At 60.1% G+C, this 18609-nt stretch carries 17 protein-coding genes, 1 pseudogene and 1 riboswitch; of the genes and pseudogenes, 6 read left to right on the forward strand and 12 right to left on the reverse strand.

Annotated features, from left to right (window positions below; translation table 11 throughout):
• Nucleotides 1–10 precede the first annotated feature (10 nt).
• From HAP47_RS35600 to HAP47_RS35640, 9 genes are read right to left on the reverse strand one after another with little or no spacing between them, the layout of a single operon-like run.
• Nucleotides 11–286, reverse strand: a complete 276-nt coding sequence (locus HAP47_RS35600; protein ID WP_166071923.1) for an EscS/YscS/HrcS family type III secretion system export apparatus protein — start codon at nt 284–286, stop codon at nt 11–13.
• Nucleotides 283–954 carry a type III secretion system export apparatus subunit SctR gene (sctR, locus tag HAP47_RS35605; RefSeq protein WP_166071922.1) on the reverse strand — a complete coding sequence of 224 codons (672 nt, stop codon included), beginning with the start codon at nt 952–954 and terminating at the stop codon, nt 283–285. The genes HAP47_RS35600 and sctR overlap by 4 nt, the downstream gene beginning before the upstream one ends.
• Nucleotides 947–2056 carry a type III secretion system cytoplasmic ring protein SctQ gene (gene sctQ, locus HAP47_RS35610; RefSeq protein ID WP_173643927.1) on the reverse strand — a complete coding sequence of 370 codons (1110 nt, stop codon included), beginning with the start codon at nt 2054–2056 and terminating at the stop codon, nt 947–949. The genes sctR and sctQ overlap by 8 nt, the downstream gene beginning before the upstream one ends.
• Entirely contained in the window at nt 2056–2592 is a 537-nt protein-coding gene (locus HAP47_RS35615) for a hypothetical protein (protein ID WP_173643926.1), read from the reverse strand. The genes sctQ and HAP47_RS35615 overlap by 1 nt, the downstream gene beginning before the upstream one ends.
• Entirely contained in the window at nt 2568–3917 is a 1350-nt protein-coding gene (gene sctN, locus HAP47_RS35620) for a type III secretion system ATPase SctN (RefSeq protein ID WP_173643973.1), read from the reverse strand. Before sctN ends, HAP47_RS35615 begins: the two co-directional genes overlap by 25 nt.
• 2 nt (nt 3918–3919) lie before the next feature.
• Complete coding sequence (gene sctL / locus HAP47_RS35625; protein WP_166071918.1) at nt 3920–4543, reverse strand: type III secretion system stator protein SctL; 624 nt, start codon at nt 4541–4543, stop codon at nt 3920–3922.
• Nucleotides 4540–5160, reverse strand: a complete 621-nt coding sequence (locus tag HAP47_RS35630) for a nodulation protein NolU (RefSeq protein ID WP_224924207.1) — start codon at nt 5158–5160, stop codon at nt 4540–4542. The genes sctL and HAP47_RS35630 overlap by 4 nt, the downstream gene beginning before the upstream one ends.
• A gap of 23 nt (nt 5161–5183) precedes the next feature.
• The gene (sctJ, locus tag HAP47_RS35635; protein WP_173643924.1) at nt 5184–6044 is read right to left on the reverse strand and encodes a type III secretion system inner membrane ring lipoprotein SctJ; all 861 of its coding nucleotides are present in this window, start codon (nt 6042–6044) and stop codon (nt 5184–5186) included.
• Nucleotides 6045–6053: 9 nt separating this feature from the next.
• On the reverse strand, nt 6054–6572 hold the full coding sequence (locus tag HAP47_RS35640) for a nodulation protein NolB (protein WP_338077302.1): 519 nt from the start codon (nt 6570–6572) through the stop codon (nt 6054–6056).
• A 175-nt stretch (nt 6573–6747) separates the two neighbouring features.
• Here HAP47_RS35640 and HAP47_RS35645 point away from each other — a divergent pair, with 175 nt between their 5' ends.
• Nucleotides 6748–7446: a nodulation protein NolW gene (locus HAP47_RS35645; RefSeq protein WP_173643971.1), complete on the forward strand. Its 699-nt coding sequence runs from the start codon at nt 6748–6750 to the stop codon at nt 7444–7446.
• Nucleotides 7447–8472: 1026 nt separating this feature from the next.
• Here HAP47_RS35645 and HAP47_RS35650 read toward each other — a convergent pair.
• Both HAP47_RS35650 and HAP47_RS35655 read right to left on the reverse strand, forming a co-directional pair.
• On the reverse strand, nt 8473–9546 hold the full coding sequence (locus HAP47_RS35650) for a ribonucleotide-diphosphate reductase subunit beta (protein ID WP_173643923.1): 1074 nt from the start codon (nt 9544–9546) through the stop codon (nt 8473–8475).
• Nucleotides 9537–11330 (reverse strand): ribonucleoside-diphosphate reductase subunit alpha, encoded by a 1794-nt coding sequence (locus tag HAP47_RS35655; RefSeq protein ID WP_224924206.1) that lies wholly within the window; start codon nt 11328–11330, stop codon nt 9537–9539. The genes HAP47_RS35650 and HAP47_RS35655 overlap by 10 nt, the downstream gene beginning before the upstream one ends.
• 254 nt (nt 11331–11584) lie before the next feature.
• Nucleotides 11585–11798: riboswitch (cobalamin riboswitch) on the reverse strand.
• Nucleotides 11799–12470: 672 nt separating this feature from the next.
• Between HAP47_RS35655 and HAP47_RS35660 the strand changes: the two genes are divergently transcribed.
• Together HAP47_RS35660 and HAP47_RS35665 are read left to right on the forward strand one after the other, a co-directional pair.
• Nucleotides 12471–12668 carry a hypothetical protein gene (locus HAP47_RS35660; protein WP_166071913.1) on the forward strand — a complete coding sequence of 66 codons (198 nt, stop codon included), beginning with the start codon at nt 12471–12473 and terminating at the stop codon, nt 12666–12668.
• Nucleotides 12669–12763: 95 nt separating this feature from the next.
• Nucleotides 12764–13886 (forward strand): annotated as a pseudogene (locus HAP47_RS35665) (IS3 family transposase).
• Between the two features lie 724 nt (nt 13887–14610).
• On the opposite strand, the gene HAP47_RS35670 reads toward HAP47_RS35665, so the two are convergent.
• Nucleotides 14611–16107 carry a DUF1521 domain-containing protein gene (locus tag HAP47_RS35670; protein WP_173643920.1) on the reverse strand — a complete coding sequence of 499 codons (1497 nt, stop codon included), beginning with the start codon at nt 16105–16107 and terminating at the stop codon, nt 14611–14613.
• Between the two features lie 940 nt (nt 16108–17047).
• On the opposite strand from HAP47_RS35670, the gene HAP47_RS35675 reads away from it, so the two are divergent.
• From HAP47_RS35675 to HAP47_RS35685, 3 genes are all read left to right on the forward strand, one after another.
• On the forward strand, nt 17048–17347 hold the full coding sequence (locus HAP47_RS35675; protein WP_173643919.1) for a hypothetical protein: 300 nt from the start codon (nt 17048–17050) through the stop codon (nt 17345–17347).
• A 42-nt stretch (nt 17348–17389) separates the two neighbouring features.
• Entirely contained in the window at nt 17390–17581 is a 192-nt protein-coding gene (locus HAP47_RS35680) for a hypothetical protein (protein ID WP_014498042.1), read from the forward strand.
• Nucleotides 17582–17699: 118 nt separating this feature from the next.
• Nucleotides 17700–18593: a SctD/MshK family protein gene (locus HAP47_RS35685; protein WP_166104769.1), complete on the forward strand. Its 894-nt coding sequence runs from the start codon at nt 17700–17702 to the stop codon at nt 18591–18593.
• The last annotated feature ends 16 nt before the right edge of the window (nt 18594–18609 follow it).

Below are 18609 nucleotides of genomic sequence, written 5' to 3' on the forward strand. Positions count from 1 at the left end.
CCAGGCTCTGCTAGTATCTGCCGGTGAGTGCGGGAAAGTCGCTGAAGATGCGCTCGGCCTGCTCGATGAGGGGAGCACTGAGCACCGGAGAAAACCCAGCGAGGACGGCGACGACGACCAGAAGCTTCACCGTCAGGGGCAAGGTTTGATCCTGGAGCTGCGTCGCCGCCTGGATGAGGCCGATGATCAATCCGGAGACCAAGGCTGCGAGGAGCGGTGGCAGAACCCAGATCATGAACAGGACGAGCGATTCGCTCAGATGCGTGAGGATACCGGCTTCATTCATTGTCCGCCTCCCGGCGTTGTGTAGCTCAATACCAGCCCGTGCATGAGACGTGACCAGCCATCGATGGTGACGAACAGAAAGAGCTTGAAGGGAACAGATATCACCGTCGGGGACACCATCGACATGCCCATGGCCATCAGAATCGTCGTGACGATCAGGTCGATGGTAATAAAGGGAAGATAGAGAAGAAACCCGATCTCGAAACCACGCTTGAGTTCGGAGATCAGGAAGGACGGAACCAGAATCACAAAATCATCGGCCGTAGCGCTGCCGCGCATCTCTTCCGACCAGACATGTTCAGTCGAGGACAAGAAAAACCGGCGCTGCTCTTCATTGGTGAATTTCTTCAGATGGGCGCGCAGCGGCTCCTGTCCTTCCTTGGCGGCGGTCATCCAGTCATCGAAGGTTTGGTAGCGAAGTTGGGGATCAGTCAATCGGTTGTAGGTCTGCTCAAAGACCGGAGCGCTGATGAAGACGGTCAGAATCAGTGCCGCGCCGTACAGGACAATGTTCGGCGGTATCGATTGGGTCCCGAGCGCATTGCGAACCAGGAAGAGAACAACGGAGACCTTTATGAAGGCGGTGGTTGTGACGACGGCGAACGCGAGCAGGCCGAGGCCGACTGTCACCGCCAGAAGCGCGAGGATGCTGGGTTGAATCTCAGTCATTGACCGCCAACCTGCCGCGTAACCTGACGGCAAGTTTCTCGCCAATCCGCACGAGGTCGCCGCGTCCAATGCGTTGGCCGTTGGCAAGGATATCGACCGGACCATCAAGCGGCCGGCCAAGTTCGAACACATGACCTTCGTTGATAGTTCGCAAGGTTCCCAGCGGCAGCGGCCAGCGGCCGCATTCAAATACAAGTGTGATCTCAAGGCTGTCGATGTCGGCTTCAGAGGGAAGCTGCTGCGCTTCTGGTTGTGTCGTCATATGTCCACTCTTCAGGGGGTGGGATTGCAAGCGGAATGGCCCCCGCAGGACCAGCCTGTCGCGGGCAATCTCGGCAGGAGCCCATAATTGGTCAGCGGCAAGGATGATCTGGCCGCAAGCGAGGGGAATTGCGTCCGGCAGCAGCGCGTCACCTTGCTGTGCTTGACGAACAAGCCCAATCGTGACGCGGAGCGAGCCAATCTGGCCTGCAACGATGACAGGCAGCTCAGAACGAAGCTTGGGCCGCTGTCGCGGCAATCGGCCAAGCAGTTCGCCGAGGGCGCTGAACGCAGGTGGAACGGGACCGTCGAGAGACGGGAATAGAAGCAGGCGAGCCTTCGCTGTAAGCGGACCATAGGAGACGTCGAATTCAATATATGGACCCGACATCACTGCTTTATGGGTGCGGATAAGCTGCAACGGCCGTTGGATCAATCTCTCCAGTGGAGCGAGCAATTGTTCAAGCGCGAGTTCAAGGATCAGCGAACGACTTGGCTCGGAAGGTAAGGTCAAACCACTCTGCACGTTCGCAATCAACGCTTCCACAAGCGAACCGGGCAAGGACAAGACGACCGTTTCGCCGCCGGCGTCAAAGACGCAGTCAAGCATCGATGCCTCAGCCGGCTCGGCCTGCCAGACCAGCCGGTTATGATCCAGCGACAGCGGTTTATCTCCTAGATGGCTTTGCAGAGCGACGCGGAACGCTGCGATTTCATTAAGCCATGAGACCACAGCATGAGAGAGGATCAGCGCTGGTCTGAACGGTGCGGGTTCCCCCGACGATCGCGACGCACCCCTCCCTTCCACATCAGGGCGTCCTGGCGTTGGAGAAGTGGCCATCAGGTCGGCTCGCCTCCCACTTGGCGATCTGATCCCCTCCGGTACCGAAGCACGACCTCATCATCGGCTTCAATTTCGGCCGCAGCTTCGCAATGCGCGTCGGTCATGCGCTGAACGTCGCGCTCGATCTCTTGCCATTTTTGGCTCGCCGTTGAACGTTTGGCCCAGAGGGTCCGCGCCTCAAGAACGGCAGCCTCGGCCTGGTCTTGAGCGGAACGTGCCTCATCAAACGCCCGTTGCGTCGCTGCGATCTCCTCTGTGAGCCGCCCAATGATGAGATGGTGGCGCCGCTCGAGGTCGGCGACCGATATCGCATCGGCCGACAACATTTCCCGATAAAGCTCGGCTTCAACCCTTGCGCGGCGTCGTTCGGCATTTGCAAGATGCTTGGAAGCCTGTTCGACGGCATCAACCGCGATGTGGCGCCTGGTTTCCATGTTGGACAGTTCACGAAGGGCGCTTCGCTCCCTCATGTCCTTGACGAGCCGCAGTTTAGACGCATGAACGCCATTCAGGCGGTCAGACGTGACATCCATGCCACCGTCTCCTCAAAACTGCATGCCTGGTCCTGACCCTGGCGCAAAAATGCCCGCAACTCATCAATCGAGGCGATCGCCCGGTCCGTCAACGGATCGGAGCCTTGCTTGTATTCGCCGACCTTGATCAAAAACTCCGCCTCGGCGTAACGCGAGAGCAGATCACGGAAGAAGGATGCCGACTTGCGATGCGGCACAGACACGATTGCGTCCATGACGCGGCTTCGGCTCGACAACACGTCGATGGCCGGAAACTGCTCTCGCGAGGCAAGCGCGCGTGAGAGAATGATATGGCCGTCAAGAATGCCGCGCGATTCTTCGGCGATGGGATCGCCCGTGCCGTCACCTTCGACGAGCACGGTATAGAAAGCCGTGATTGAACCGTGCTCGCCCATGCCAGCACGCTCCAATAGGCCTGGCAACAGCGCGAAAACCGAGGGCGGAAATCCGCGTCGAGTCGGAGGCTCTCCTGCGGCAAGGCCGATTTCACGCATGGCGCGGCTAAAGCGCGTCAATGAATCCATCATCAGAACGACGCGCAATCCTTGATCACGAAAATATTCGGCCAGCGCGGTTGCCATATGGGCGCATTGCGCCCGCTCCATGGCCGAACTGTCGGAGGTTTCAACGACGACGACCGAACGGTGCATGGCCTCGCAAAGATGGCGCTCGATGAATTCACGCACCTCCCGGCCACGTTCGCCGATCAGCGCGACGATGGTGACATCGGCGGCCGCGCCTTTGACGATCTGCGACATCAGCGTCGACTTGCCGCAACCAGCGTCACCATAGATTCCGATCCGCTGGCCTTCTCCACATGTCAGAAGCCCGTCCAGGACGCGAACGCCAAGCGGAAAAGGCTGTTCGATGCCGCGTCGCTTCATGGGGTTGGGCGCCCTGCCGCGCAGCGGGCGAACTTCGCCAGTCTTTATCGGGCCCCCGCCATCGAGTGGACGGCCGAAGCTGTCGATTACGCGGCCGAGCAAATTGGGACCGACTGGCACTTCCTGCATTCGCCCGGTCGTGACCACTTCTGCACGGCTGGACAATCCGACCATGTCGCCGATCGGGGTGAGTAACACCCCGTCCGGCAATAGACCGATCACCTCGGCCTCTAGTGACCATCCGCTGCGAGGATCTTGCAGGAGGCACAATTCCCCAACACGGGCCTCCGGCAGAACGGCGTGGAGCAGCGTGCCTATTGCCCGCGTGACCCGACCACGAACGGCGCGGGTGTCGATATGCTTTGCGGAAGATCTTAAGGACGAGAGCGCGGCGTGAACATTCCCTTCCCCTGCCGCAGCCTCATGGGCTGGTCGTTGCATGGTCACGGCTCGCTCTCCTGCGAGGACAAACCAAGGCCAAGACGAAGCGCGCGGACCTGCGCGGCAAGTCCAAGGTCGACATTGCCAAACTCGCTCCACAAAACGCACTGGTCCGCCGTCAGCGCAGGATCCGGCTCAATCCTGACCTTAGGTCGGTCGTCAAGTCCATCGTAGGCCGCGAACTCACTGGCCAGCAGATCGGCTTTCAGGGGCGATACGTGAAGGCACACTTCCGTGTTCTTATACTTTTGCTCGATGGCGTGACGAACGGCCCGCACCAGCATCTCGCTCGGCTCAAAGGCACCCAGCAAATTGCTCACGATCTCAATGACCAACTGCGGCAATTCCTGATCCAGAGCGGCCTTTCGCTGCGCCAGTTCACAAACAGCCTGCGCGATCAGCCGTGTCATTTCCTCCGCTCCCGTCTTTTTGCCCTCGGCATGGCCGCGCATCCGTTCCAGCTCAAAAGCTTTGCGTCCCCAGCTACGAACGCGCTGCAGATGTCGCTCGGCAGCGGCGAGCGCTTGCACGGCATCGTGCCAAACCTTGAGTTCGGCTGCCCGTATCAGGGGCCCGAGCGGGCGAATCCGCGGCGCCACCGGCAATGCTGGGACATCGGCGGTCATCCCCTGGCAACCTCCGTCCTCAAATGAGCCATGACCAAGGAAAGCAGCGGGCCTGCGGCACAACGGTAGTCGGCGGCCGGATTGTCCGCGGCGGTCCCAACGGGCAAGCGTAGAAGCACGCGGGTACGCTCAAGCGCTGGAGCCTCGTCGAGCCAGGCGCCGAGACAGACGTGCCCATCATGTTCAATCTGTCGCGATAGTTGCTCCGGGTCGGCAATGGGCGTCGTTGCGACCGCGCTTGATAAATGCCGGATCCCAAAAGCATGCGCTTCGGCACCGATCAGTTCGACCAAAATTGATAGATCGTGCCTTGAAACCAGCTTCAGGACCGAGCGCGCATGCCAGATACTACCTGCGAGCAGGGCAGCTCGACGCGGATCATGCCCGAGCAGCAGGTCTTCGTTCCAGTTGGCTCCGCTCACATCGACTTCGCCGCCAAGCAGCAGCCCGGCCAGTTTTGGCTGCAGTCTGGAACTCTGCTGTAGCCGCAGCAACGTGGGAGGCGACAGCAGCGGATCAAGGCGCGCAGCAAAGCGGCTCGGATGGATGGAGGCAACAAGCTCGCGCAGCCGATCGGAAGCCAACATGGACGAACGATTGGATTCGGTGAATGACATCGATGCCGACATAAGCGTCCTGACTACGTCGCATCAGGAGTGGTCTTCTTGTCAGCAGCTCTGACGGCCGGCACGCTCGAACCCCCGCCAAACATGGTCAGCTTACGCGACGATTGTCCGAATTGACGAATACGCGCGCCCAACAACACGTAAGAGGCGATGCCGAATGCGGCGCCGGCACCGCCCACCCCGAACGCAAGCAACGGCGTTGAAGCAAATTTTGCTGATTGAGGGGAACTGACTGCCCGTGACGACTCAAGCGGCGCCCGCTCAACCGGCACAAAGACGACCGCCACCTTGTCGTAGGAGAGCCCCTCGATGCTGTTGGCGACCAGCATCTTGATCTGCGGTAAGAGCGCCGAGAGCTTCGCGTTAGAGCCATGTCGAATGAAGACCGACGCCGAGGATGGGGTCGCATCCTGCCGCAACAGATCGTTCTTCGGCAGAACGACATGAACACGCGCTGAAAGGACGCCATCGATGTTGCTGATCGTGCGGGATAATTCTTCGCTTAGCGCATAGATGTAACGAGCGCGCTCCTCGATCGGTGAGGCAACCAGCCCCGACCCCTTGAACACCTCGCCAAGATTCTTAAAGGATTGGCGAGGCAGCCCCTCGACATTCAGCAAGTCAATCGAATACGCAAGCTGCTTTTCCTCGACCTGGATTGCGCTGGTTCCATCCTTAGCGACAACACGGACCGCATCGACACCCTTACCAAGAAGAAGCGCGAGCATCTCATTAGCCTCACGCTCCTGAATCTTGGTATAGAGATCGGTCTTACAGCCAATCAAAGCAAGAAGGAGCGGCAGGGCAAGACAAATGCGAAGCCGCCGCCACGATCGATGGCCGCCACCGCCACGCCTCTGGACCACGTCAGTCATCATCCTCGCTCAGCCGGCCGATAGCAGCTTGTTCAGCGACGAACTGACGGCGCTGGTGCTCTTGGAGACAAGTGAAACCTGAACGACGTCTCTGTAGACATCGCGCAGACCAACCATCATCGAATCGAAATCCGAACCTATCGGCTTAACCGCCGCATGCGCGCCGACATCATCCACCTGTACAAGCAGCTGCGCAGCCGACCCCCCCTGCACGCCATTCGGAGCAGGCGCGCCGCTGACTGCGGGAGAAACGGCATGACTCCGGTACATAGTGGAAAGTGCATGAAGGACGCGATCGCCCGGCGGACTTGCGAGCGCACTCGCACGCTGAACCTCTGATACCGGCGGAGCGACTGCCGCTCTAGCTGAGACTGACGAGGCGACGACCTCATTGGAAGACGCTTGCGCAAGGGACTGCTCAAAGTGGGCCTGCTCGCCAGTGGCGGCCGGCGAGCAGGCACTGGAAACACAGTCAGCTGAATGGGGAGAGATCGGCGTCGCGCCTACCATCATAATATAAGGAGTCATTGTGCTCGTGTGATGAGATCAGGCATGGTTGAACGACGAACGGATCATGAGCGTAGATTGGCGAGCTGACGAAAACCTGACGAAGATGCCGCTGGTTACGTCATCTAAAGATCACGTTTGGCCTTCACGTTGGAATGAAATTCTAGGTTTTTTTTCAGGCGGAAGGCCTTCGGGAATGCTCATCCGATCCACAACGGTCTACATTTTGAGGAGAGTTCTCCATGTCGGAGTTTTTGTCTATCTGGGATCGGTAAGCGCGCTCGGCGCATCCCTCTCACTGCCGTCGGCTCCTTACAGCTACACGGTTCTGGATCAGGACCTTTCCGCCGCGCTGCAGGAGTTCGGCAACAATCACAATATCAGGGTCAATGTCAGCGCCGAGGTAAAGGGCCGGATTCGTGGGCGAATGCCGGACCAGCCACCGCGAGAGTTCCTCGAGCGCTTGACCAATCTGTACAATCTTCAATGGTATTACGACGGTCTCGTGCTTTACATATCCGCGGCTCAAGAGGCGCAAAGCCGTCTCATTGTGTTGAACCCGATCAGCTTCGATGCGTTCAGGACCGCGCTCGATGTGCTCAACATCTCCGATGAGCGCTATATCGTGAAGCCGGCTCCAGGAGATGGCCTCGTCCTGGCTTCGGGCCCGCCGCGCTTCATCGCGCTCGTGGACCAAACGCTCAAGGGCCTTGTGGCGGAGGCGCAGGCGCGGCGGAATCCAACCGCTGCCGAAAAGCCGCCACTGGGGTCGGTTTTGATGTTGTTTCGTGGCTCCTCGAGCACGGTCATTCGCGACGGACGACCTGAAAGCCACTATTCCTCAGAAGCGCAGCATCAGGACGGCATCGCGCGCGAAGCTGCAGGCCAGAAGTGACTTAACAATACGAGAGAGCTCGAGCCGAGGATCCGAACTGCATTCGCTTAAATCCATCTGATCGTCAGCTTTTCGAAAGCCGCCTTACCCAGGATGAGCCTGTCTGGATGGCGGCGCCTCGCATCGACCGCGCCAGACGTGTGCATCCAGGAGAGCTTGAAGATCAACGCGAACCTCCGAAACAGCTGCTTCGGTCTCGCAGGACAGGAGCCTTCGCATTGCTCGAGCTGCTCCATCATGCGGGAGTGACAGATGGATTTCAACGAATTCGGACCATCGAACACGAGCCCGGACACCAATTCACCGCTACCGCCCACGGACGCTACCGGCTTTGAGCAGCAGCTCAACGGCGCTCAGGGTGGTGCTGCGCCAAATCGTACCGCCTCGCCCGCGCTGCCGGGGGAGCCCTATTCGCCATATCTGGACGCAGGCCGTCACTATTCGCCGTACTTGGATGCTCGGCACCCTTATTCGCCGTACCCGGATATAGCGCACCCCTATTCGCCAGGCTTGCGTTGGGAGGATGATTCGCATGCGCCGGCTGCGCTCGGTGCAGATCCAGCACAGAACCGTCCCCGCATCACCTCTCGCAGCAGACGATCGAGGCTCATCCTGATTTCGACCAAGATTTGCTATGGCAGGATATGGATAAAAATCCCTCGCACGCCGGCCATCCTCCGCCGGCCCCTCTCACGCCCGGCCTTCGCACGCCGGACCATCTCAGGCTGGGCCTTCCGAAGTTGTACCGCCAGAACTTTCCGAGTTCCGTATGCGGGACGGACGTCTCGCCAGTCTGCAAATTGCAACGATTGTGATCGCCTTTTCGAAGTCTGCCGCACCGAAGCAACTCAGCACAAGATCAGACTTCACTTTCGTACATCAGCCCCGTGGGCGGGTGTTCCCCCATTATGATTTTCGAGCGGCGTGGATGATGCCGCTTGAGGTCCGCTGTGCCGCCGGAAGCCGCAGCAGAGGACTTCCGCGAACCTCCAAGATGTATGAACGGACGCATGCTGTTCCGGCTGCCTACATACGGCCGAAAGCCGCCCACACCCCGGCCTCGCCGTCCCAGCTGCCTCGGCTCGCCGCCTTGGAGTACTCCGTGGCGCGCTGCTCGAAGAAATTGGCGTGCTCGACGCCATTGAGAATCTCGACGAGCCAAGGCAGCGGATGCGGCTTGAGCTGCGTGAACCCATCCTCCTCGGCCTTGAAGAAGCCGAAAACCGGGGCAATCCGGAGTTGGGTCAGTCGCCAGTCGGCGACATAACGGACGTAGGCGTTGATCTGCTCAGGACGCATGCCCTCGATCTTGCCCAGGCCAAAGGCGAGATCGACGAAGTTCTCCTCCAGCTTTACCATCGTTCTGGCGACATCGACGATGTCGTCACGGACCGAGCGCGTCACGGCGCCGGTCTCGCGGTGCCATTCGTGAAACAGCTTGATGACGCCCTCGCAGTGGAGACTCTCGTCGCGCACCGACCAGCTTACGATCTGTCCCATGCCGTTCATCTTGTTGTGGCGCGGAAAATTGAGCAGCATAGCGAAGCTCGCGAACAACGCCATGCCTTCGGTAAAGGCGCCGAACATAGCCAGGGTGCGCGCGACATCGGCCACGGTGTCAATGCCGAACTCGTGCATGTAGTCCGCCTTGGCGCGCATTTGCGCATAGCTGCGAAATGCCTCGAACTCGGTCTTGGGCATGCCGAGCGTCTTGAGCAGCAGCGCATAGGCGTCGATGTGGACCGTCTCCATGTTCGTGAAGGCCGCCATCATCATCTGGACGGTGAGCGGCTGGAAAATCGGGATGTATCGCTTGAGATAATTGTCACCGACCTCGATGTCGGACTGAGTAAAGAAGCGAAAGATCTGGGTGAGCAGCGCGCGCTCGCTGGCGGTGACGCGGTCCGACGCCCAGTCCTTGAGGTCGTTGCCGAGCGGCACCTCCTCGGCCATCCAATGCGTCTGCTGCTGACGCTTCCAGAACTCGTAGGCCCAAGCGTAGCGATCAACGTCATAGCTGCCCATCGAGTCAAGGAGACCAACGCGTCCCTTGCCGATCAGCGTGCGCGGATCGACAGACGAGAGATCGATCATTGACATGCGAGGCACTCCTCATAATCGGTGCGCTGCGCAGGCGGCTGCCGCGGCGCGGCCTCGTCATCGTCGACGATCTTGCCGGCGAACGCCGCGCGCGAGATCGATTTTGAACGGCAGTAATAAAGGCTCTTCACCCCACGCTTCCACGCCGTCCAGTGCAGCATGTGGAGATCCCACTTATCGACCTCGGCCGGCAGATAGAGGTTGATTGACTGACTCTGGCAGATGAATGCGGCCCGGTCGCCTGCAAGCTCGACGATCCAGCGCTGGTCGACCTCGAAGGCGGTGCGAAACACCGCTTTCTCGTGTTCCGACAGAATGTCGAGATGGGCGACCGAACCCTCCTGCGCAATGATCGACTGCCAGGTCACCGGGGTGTCGGCGCCCTTGGCGATCAGTACCCTGGTCAGATGAGGATTACGTACCGAGATGGCACCAGACAACGTCTTGTGGGTGTAGATGTTGGCCGGGATCGGCTCGATGCATGCGCTGGTGCCGCCGCAGATGATGCTGATCGAAGCAGTCGGCGCGATCGCGATCTTCTGGCTGAAGCGCTCCATCACGCCACGTTCCAGGGCGTCCGGGCACGGGCCACGCTCGCGAGCAAGGGCGACGGATGCCGCGTCGGCATCACCCCGGATCTTCCGAAACATCTTTAGATTGAATGATTTCGCCAAGCCACTCTCCATTGGAATGCCATTCGCCTGGAGGAACGAGTGGAAGCCCATGACGCCAAGTCCGACGGAGCGCTCGCGCAGGGCGGCGTAGCGGGCCCGCTTCATACCCTCCGGCGCCGTCGTGATGAAGTGGGTGAGCACGTTGTCGAGGAAGCGCATGACGTCCTCGATGAAGCCGGGTTCCTCATTCCATTGGTCCCAAGTCTCGAGGTTGAGCGATGACAGACAGCACACCGCGGTGCGCTCCTCGCCGCGATGGTCGATGCCGGTCGGGAGCGTAATCTCGCTGCACAGGTTGGAGGTCGAGACCTTGAGACCGAGCTCGCGCTGGTGCTTGGGAAGCGCGCGATTCACAGTGTCGATGAACAAGAGATAAGGCTCGCCTGTCTGCAACCGGTTCTCAAGAATGCGTTGCCATAGCTGTCGCGCGTCGATCTCGCGGACGACCTCGTTCGTCTTCGGGCTGCGCAGAGCGAACGCGGTGCCGGCGCCCACGGCACGCATGAACTCGTCGGTGAGGTTGATGCCGTGATGCAGGTTGAGGCTCTTGCGGTTGAAGTCGCCGGACGCCTTGCGGATCTCGAGAAACTCCTCGATCTCGGGATGCTGGATATCGAGATAGACCGCCGCCGAGCCGCGCCGCAACGAGCCCTGGCTGATCGCCAGCGTCAGGCCGTCCATGACGTGGATGAACGGGATGACGCCTGAGCTGACGCCGCCCTTCACCTTCTCTCCGATCGAGCGAACATTGCCCCAGTACGTGCCGATACCGCCCCCGTTGGAGGCAAGCCACACGTTTTCGTCCCAGGTGCCAACGATGCCTTCGAGCGAGTCGGACACCGAGTTAAGGAAGCACGAGATTGGCAGGCCGCGCGTGGTGCCGCCATTGGACAGCACCGGCGTGGCTGGCATGAACCACAGCCGAGACATCGCGTCATAGAGACGTTGGGCGTGCGCAACATCGTCCGCGAAGGCACAGGACACCCGCGCGAACATGTCCTGGACGCTTTCGCCGACGAGCAGATAACGATCGGTCAGCGTTAGCTTGCCGAACGCGGTCAGCAGGCCGTCGCGCGATCGATCGAGCGTGAGATCGGACGGCTTTGGCAATGGCGCGAGAGGCCGCGGCAGCGGAGGCGATGACGGCGGCGGCACAACACACCGCTGAGGCGCGGCAGACTTTGGCCGCGCCGGCCACGGCCGCACACTCGGCCACTCAATTAGATGACCATGCTGATTGAAATCGTAAGACGACGACATCGGCAACCCCGCGATGTTAGGGGGGGAAGCCACGCGCACGACTTGCGAGGAGACGGGTCAAACGTCCCAGGCTGCAAGCGACGCACGGGGCACCCCGCCCGAGGACGTTCTATTCTGTCGCGGCAGGTCTCCTGGCTCGCGGGTCGCTGCGGCTGTCGGCCTTCCCGGTGCTGTCGCGGCCAGTGACCATTATGACAACCGCTCGCCGCTTACAGTTGCGGGGGCAGCCCCGGAATAGCCGTTACCGGCGCACCGGGTTCTCTCTTAGCTTCCACCCTACTAGATGCAGAATGGAAGACCGTGGCAGATCTACATACAGACGCCGCGCGTCGAGATTCGTCAAGGCTTGTGGCAGGGGAGTCGAGACGCAGGACGCCACGTCCGCTCCGGGTCTGGGCCCGCAACGCTGTGTTCGAGCAAATGCCCCCCTGCTTCGGCCCATTCCGTGAAAAGAGTGGCAGCATTTTGATTTCGATGCTCCGTCGCGATGACGGGTGCCTATGCGAGTCCGCGTTGGATAGGAATCCGTTCGGCGAAGGTTCCGGGCGATGCTGGCGAGGGATAATCTCATGACGCGCAACGTTTGGCTTGCAATTCAAAGCGGTCGAGAATGCGATGCGCCAGCAAGGTGTTGCTCTTCTTGTGGAACTGGCGTGAGGTGCGTCCCTGCCATGATCGTGCGATCTCGGTGGCTTGCCGCGCGCGCCAGATCGAGCGCGATAGCTCCACAAATGCTTATGGTACCACTGAGCCTTCAACGCGCAACAGTCGCCGTCGCGCTTGCTGACGTGGCCAAGTGTTTTGGCGCCATGATTTACCAGAGCTCCGATCGCAGTAATGACCGTGCCGGCATACGGTTGTCCTCACTTGCGTGGTCATGGATGAAGCCGCCAAGGAGGCTCGATCTTAGTCAGCTTTTCGCAAGCTGTCCCTGCTAGCATGAAGCGGATAGGTCATCTCGCGGCGACGCCGCTATCCGGGTGTTACGACATGAACGCAGCCGATATTAATGCAACAGCGCCGCAGGTTGGCGCCCCCTCCGACACCGCCGAGAGCGGCGGCGATGACACGCGTGCAGCGCTACTGCGCCGAGCATTCGAAAAGGCTCTCGTTTCCGTCGCCACGCAAGTCATAAGCGATTCCCAGTCGGATATGGATGAGGCCATGAGCGAGCTTGATGATGGGTGAGCCGATGCTCGGCGCCACATAGAGATACAGCCCGCTGAGCTGCTGCCGGTTTGATGGACACCGAGATTAGGTGTTTCATGAAGCCGGAGGTGGCGATGAAAAGACGGAAGTTCAGCCGCGAGTTCAAGGTCGAGGCGGTCAAGCTGGTGCGGGACCGTGGGGTGTCGGTGGCGCAAGCCGGCCGTGACCTGGATGTTCATGAGAATGTTCTCCGCAAATGGGTGAAGGAGTTGGGCTCCGACCCGGCGCAAGCCTTTCCCGGCTACGGGCAGATGAAGCCGGAGCAGCAGGAGATCGAGCGGCTGCGCCGTGAGGTCGCCAAGCTGAAGGCCGAGTGGGATATCCTAAAAAAGGCCGCAGCCTACTTCGCGAAGGAAGCGACATGAAGTTCGCCTTCGTCGCGAAGCACCGGACGATCTGGCCGGTGGCATGGCTATGCGATGCGCTGGGAGTGTCGCGGTCGGGCTTCCATGCCTGGCTGAATCGCTCTCCCAGCACCAGATCCCGCAGCGACGAGGAGCTCGGCGGCAAGGTCAAGGCCAGCTTCGCCGCCAGCGACCGCACCTATGACGCACGCCGGGTGTGGCGTGACCTGCTCGCCGACGGGGCGGATTGGGGCCTGCACCGGATTGAGCGGCTGATGCGCCTGCAAGGCTTGCGGGCGCGGCCGCGACGTCGGCGCTTGCCGAAGGACAGCGGCGATCGACAGCTCGAGACCGTACCGGCGAACCTCCTTGACCGGCAGTTCGCCGCCGAGCGGCCGAACCAGAAGTGGATCGCCGACTTCACCTATCTCTGGACGGCCGAAGGCTGGCTCTATGTCGCAGCGGTGATCGACCTGTTCTCACGCCGCGTGGTGGGCTGGTCGATGAGTGCCGCCATGACGGCACAGCTCGTGACGGACGCATTGTTGATGGCCGTCTGGCGGCGCGGCAAGCCGGATGCACTGTTGCATCACTCCGACCAGGGCAGCCAGTACACCAGCGAGCAGTTCCAGCGCCTGATGGCCGACCACGGCATCGTTTGCAGCATGAGCTGGAGAGCTTCTTCTCCTCGCTCAAGACCGAGCGTACGGCCAACAAGATTTATCGAACCAGAGATGAGGCACGCGCCGATGTGTTCGACTACATCGAACGATTTTACAACACGACCCGCAGGCACTCGACCATCGGCGATCTCAGCCCGCTTAAGTTCGAGCGCAAGGTGGGATTAGCTTAACCGGGTGTCCATCAAACCGGCAGCAGATCACGCGTAGTGATCGAATCGAAGACGTACCAAGTGAAACTTGGCACGTGCCACCAGTTAGATGCGCATTCAATGATCTCAGATCCGAGCTGCGAGCGGGTCCCGCGAATCCGAATGCACCGGGATCTTTTTGGCGGCGGGCTGCTGCGATTTCCTTTTAACGTCCCTAGCAGCTTACTTTGACGGGAATGGCGATGCTCAAAGCCCATAGCGCCTCCGGCTTCCTGAGAAGCTGATGGATGTTCGGGGGGCGCAAGGGTTCACGCCCGGCTTCGGAGGCTAAAGACAGGCAGAGCTCAACGCGAGGCAGGGCTTGTGCTTTTGAGCCGACGGTAGATCGCGCCGTCGAGGCAGCCCTCAATCCAATTTGCGATCTTGACGGGATTTTCACTGCGACGCTTGCGTCGGCATGACTTTGACATGCAGACAAACCTGAGAGCACCGTTCCTGTGCAGCGCCTCCATCGCCGACAACGGGCGGGAACGCGCCACAGCAATTCTGGCCGCGTAGCCGGGCCTGGAGGCCCTCCGCCCGTTTGTCGGGGCGAAGGCTGCGATTGCCGAGACAATCTGACTGTTACCGTCGATCCTGAATCGATAGATCGCCAAGCTGCCCTTCTCGCGGCCGTTTGGCGAAAATGAAAGGCGGGCGCTAGCGCCCGCTTCCACGAGTTTCCGACACGCCCCGGGATCGGGCCTCATGCCGGCTGTGCATGGCGATGGAAAATGCGCTGGAACATGCTCTCGCGCATCATCGTCTTGAAATCCGGTGGCGCATCCGGGTTCTCATTGTGGTTGATCACCGCCTGCGTCACCTTGCGTCCGGAGTTGTCAACCCACCCCTGAGTTGTCTCATGGATTGTCTGAGCGCCATCGGACGTCAGCTGATCAAGCGTCCGCCCAGCATTAGACTGCGTGACCTTCAGATTGTTCTTCCCATCCTTGTCGTCACCGAGCCCCTCCACAACCATGGCATTGTCGCCGTTGGTGATGGTGAGCTTCGAGGAGATGGTTTTTCCTTTGCCATAATCGACCGTGTCCACCGTGATCTTCGTGCCGTCGTCGAGCTGGAAGGTCATACCTTTCTTGAAGTCGAAATCGTCCTTGCCGTCGCCATTAGCATCGACGTGAGGATCGCCGTGGATCCTCGAGACATGGCCGGTCTGGTTGTTTCTAACGGTCCAGGTGCCGTCCTTCTCATCGGCTGTGATCGTATACTTATCACCAAGGTTGATCGTCGCCTTGCCGTCCTTGACCTCGTGCGACCACACTGGCGCTGGCTGAGATGACGGCGCTGGCGCCTGAGCGACGGCAAGCGGAACCATCGCAAGAGGTGGCGGTGGAGGAGGAACGAAGAACACGGGTGTTGCAGTGGCAGGCGCTGCGCTTGCAGACTGGTAGCTGCCCGGCGCGCGACCCTGTTCGCCGGCATCGATACTCGCCTGATTCACCACGCCGCCGGCGCCATCGACCCAGCCTTGGCCGCTCTCATGGATCGCCTGGGCACCATCGGGTGTCAGCTCATCAAGAGTCATGCCGGCATTGGACTGGGTCACCCTCAGATTGTTTTTGCCATCCTTGTCGTCGCCGAGCCCCTCCACAACCATCGCGTTGTGACCATTCGTAATGGTCAACTTTGAGGAGATGGTCTCACCATTACCGTAGTCGACATTATTGACGGTAATCTTGGTCCCATCGTCGAGCTGGAAGGTCATATCTTTCTTGAAGTCGAAGTCATCCTTGCCATCCCCGTCCGCGTCAACATGGGGATCTCCATGGATCTTCGTGACATGGCCTGTCTGGTTGTTGCGAACGGTCCAGGTGCCATCCTTCTCATCGGCCGTGATCGTATATTTGTCGCCGAGGTTGATCGTGGCCTTACCATCCTTGACCTCATGCGTCCATACCGGATCGACGGAAGGCTCTAAACCCGAACTTTGCTGGCTCAACAGCATGGAAGGAGGAGGCGGCGGCGCCATCATGTACATGGGAGCAGCCACAACTGGAGTGACGACCACCGGAGCGACAACGACGGCAGCACCTGCCGGCAGGTACTGGTAGGCACCTGTTGGGGCATACTGCCCCAACAGCGCGCCGAAAGCGGGGCTGGCAACCACCCCGTCAGACCCCACTCCATTCACCGTCGAATCGAGTGCGCCGACCACGGGGAGACCGGCCACGGGAAGATACGCCATTTAGTTCACTCCTGTTGCATCGAAGAAAGCGGTAAAATTGCGAGCGTTGCGCTCAATCAACTAGGAACCATTTTAGAACGCACTCCTGCCCGATGGGGAGCGAATGGATGCTTCTCGCTGCCGGCGCCGGCAACCCTGATGAGCCCCCCCCCTCCTCTCGTCGGTTTGGCACGAGCATGTCGCACGCATCCAAGTTCCAAGACTGTACCAGCAGTACCTGTCGAAAAGCTGACGACAACAAACCATCGACTGAACATCACAGCCCTCGTCAGCAGACACGGGCTGGGGATCGCATGATTGCTCGCAGCCGCCTTCCACGACAGACCACCTTTAGGGAATATCCACGCTCGCCGATCACCGGTAACATGCAGTCTCGCACCCGACGATCGACTGTCCGATGTCAGCTACACTGAGTAGGCCCTGCTCCTTGCGAGGCCTCAATAAGCGACGAGGTCTCACCGCGAAGCCGCCAGTCGCCCCGTCGGACCAGGACCCCCCCCCCCCCCCCCCCCCCCCCGTTGGGCGCTATCGATGCAATCTCTAAGTGCCGGCGATCACACCACCAGTCTCCGCAGCAGCTCTCACCGACAAACGCAACAACCCGGCCGTAGGCCCAGCGACCGGGCCTGATCGCCGGACCACGCACACCCGTCAGAGCTTCGCTGCAAGCTTCACCAGACCAACGAATTGCGCCTGACGCGCAGGGACGTTCGCCGCGCCGATATCGGCTCGGCGTCAGGCTGATCATACGCGCGGCCAGGGAGGCAAATGAAGCTTGCAAGCTGTCAGCAGGTGATGAGCTTCTGCAAAGTGCCGCCCCAATGTTCTGGAACGCGAGACTCGTCAGCTTCTCGAAAGGTAGCGCTCCTAGCATGAGGCCGCTGAACTGTAGGCGAGGAGTCGCCTATTGAGCGTAACAAGACGAGCATAGGAGAAGTCGATGATTGGAGAAATGATCGGAAGCGCTGCCGGCGGACGGTTGGGCGGACCTGCCGGAGCTGCGATTGGTTCCGCCGTGGGCGGGGCCCTTGATCACGCCTTTGGAAAGGTGATCCACAAGCTGGGGTCCGAAGATAGTCACCCCGACAAAGCTGCCGACAACAAGAACGCTGAAACGAGCAACGTACAGCCCAAGACCGATGGTCTCGGCAAGAACGCAGAGCTGGGCCTGAGCAGTCTGGGGGGCGAGCACGTCTTTCTTTCTATTCCTGCCATCGTATCGTCGGCCCGCCCGACGTAGCAGGCCACAACTACGACACACGACAAAGAAAGGTGAATAGACATGGCGGTTAATAGTGTTGGCGGTAACGGTGCCGCTCCTGCTACTCAGCAGACCCAGGATGCCGGTTTCCAGAACCAGATGGCTGAGTTCGAGCGTGTTAGCCAAAAAGTTCAGGCCCAGGCCGTGGCGATGCGCAGAATTACGACCGAGCTCTCTTCCGAGAAGAAGGTCGCCGACGAACGCGTCCAGTAAATCTGCAAGGCGGTTGGCTCACCGAGTCGCTACCGTGTCCGCGCAGTGAATGACGAACTCTGCAAGAGCCGTACGGCGAACTGCCGTACGGCTTGTCTCGTTATTCAGGAGATGATCCGTGAGCGAATCGATTTCTCTCGAGTTTGAGGTCTTATCGGGACTCTATGCCGGGCTTAGGGGCAAAACCGCTATTGGGGCCAGCCTCATCGGCAGCGGCCTCGATGCCGATCTGATCTTCTTTGAACAAGGGCTCGAACCGCGCCACCTTCGCATCACCCCGCATACCAATTCGATCGAGATCGAGGCCCTTGCAGCCAATATCAGACTGGACGGCCGCGAGAATATGCCCCCAGGCGAGCGCGTTAGTGTTCCTCTTCCTGCCGTCGTTCATGTCGGCGCCATGTCCATTCGCTGGTCGACGCAAGATTTGCCGCAAGGTGGCTCAAGCAGCCGCTCTTTTATCTGGATCGTAGTGCTCAGCCTCGTCTTGCTCAGCTCCATGGCGATCGGCGCCGTCTCGCCCATATTCGCCCCTGACGATAACGCAGTGCCGCCGAGCACAGACGCATCGCCTGTGGCCGACATTGCCGCCAAACCAGCCATCAATCGTCTGGATGCGAAGGCCGCTGATGCAACTGCCGAATTGCTGCGGCAGGAGGTTGAACGAGGAGGCCTTCTTAATATCAAGGTCGGTTCGGGGCACGGCGTCGTGACCGCGGAAGGAACCGTGACCCCAGCCCTTGGCGCAAAATGGCAGGAAATCCAGCAATGGTTTGATCATCAAACCAACGGAACTCCTGCCCTTGTGAACGCGGTCACCGTCAAGGACGAAAAGGCGCCGCCCTCAATCTCGGTCCAAGCGGTTTGGCGCGGAAGCGAACGTTATCTTCTTATCGGCGGCCAGAAGTATTTCGTGGGAGCGCTGCTGAGCAATGGATGGACCGTCGATCGAATCGAGGATGGACGAGTGCTGCTCAGTCGGAACGGCCGCTTCGCTGCACTTCCCTATTAATGTTTTCGCCCTGCAG

Source organism: Bradyrhizobium sp. 41S5, from assembly GCF_011516665.3.
Classification (GTDB): domain Bacteria; phylum Pseudomonadota; class Alphaproteobacteria; order Rhizobiales; family Xanthobacteraceae; genus Bradyrhizobium; species Bradyrhizobium quebecense.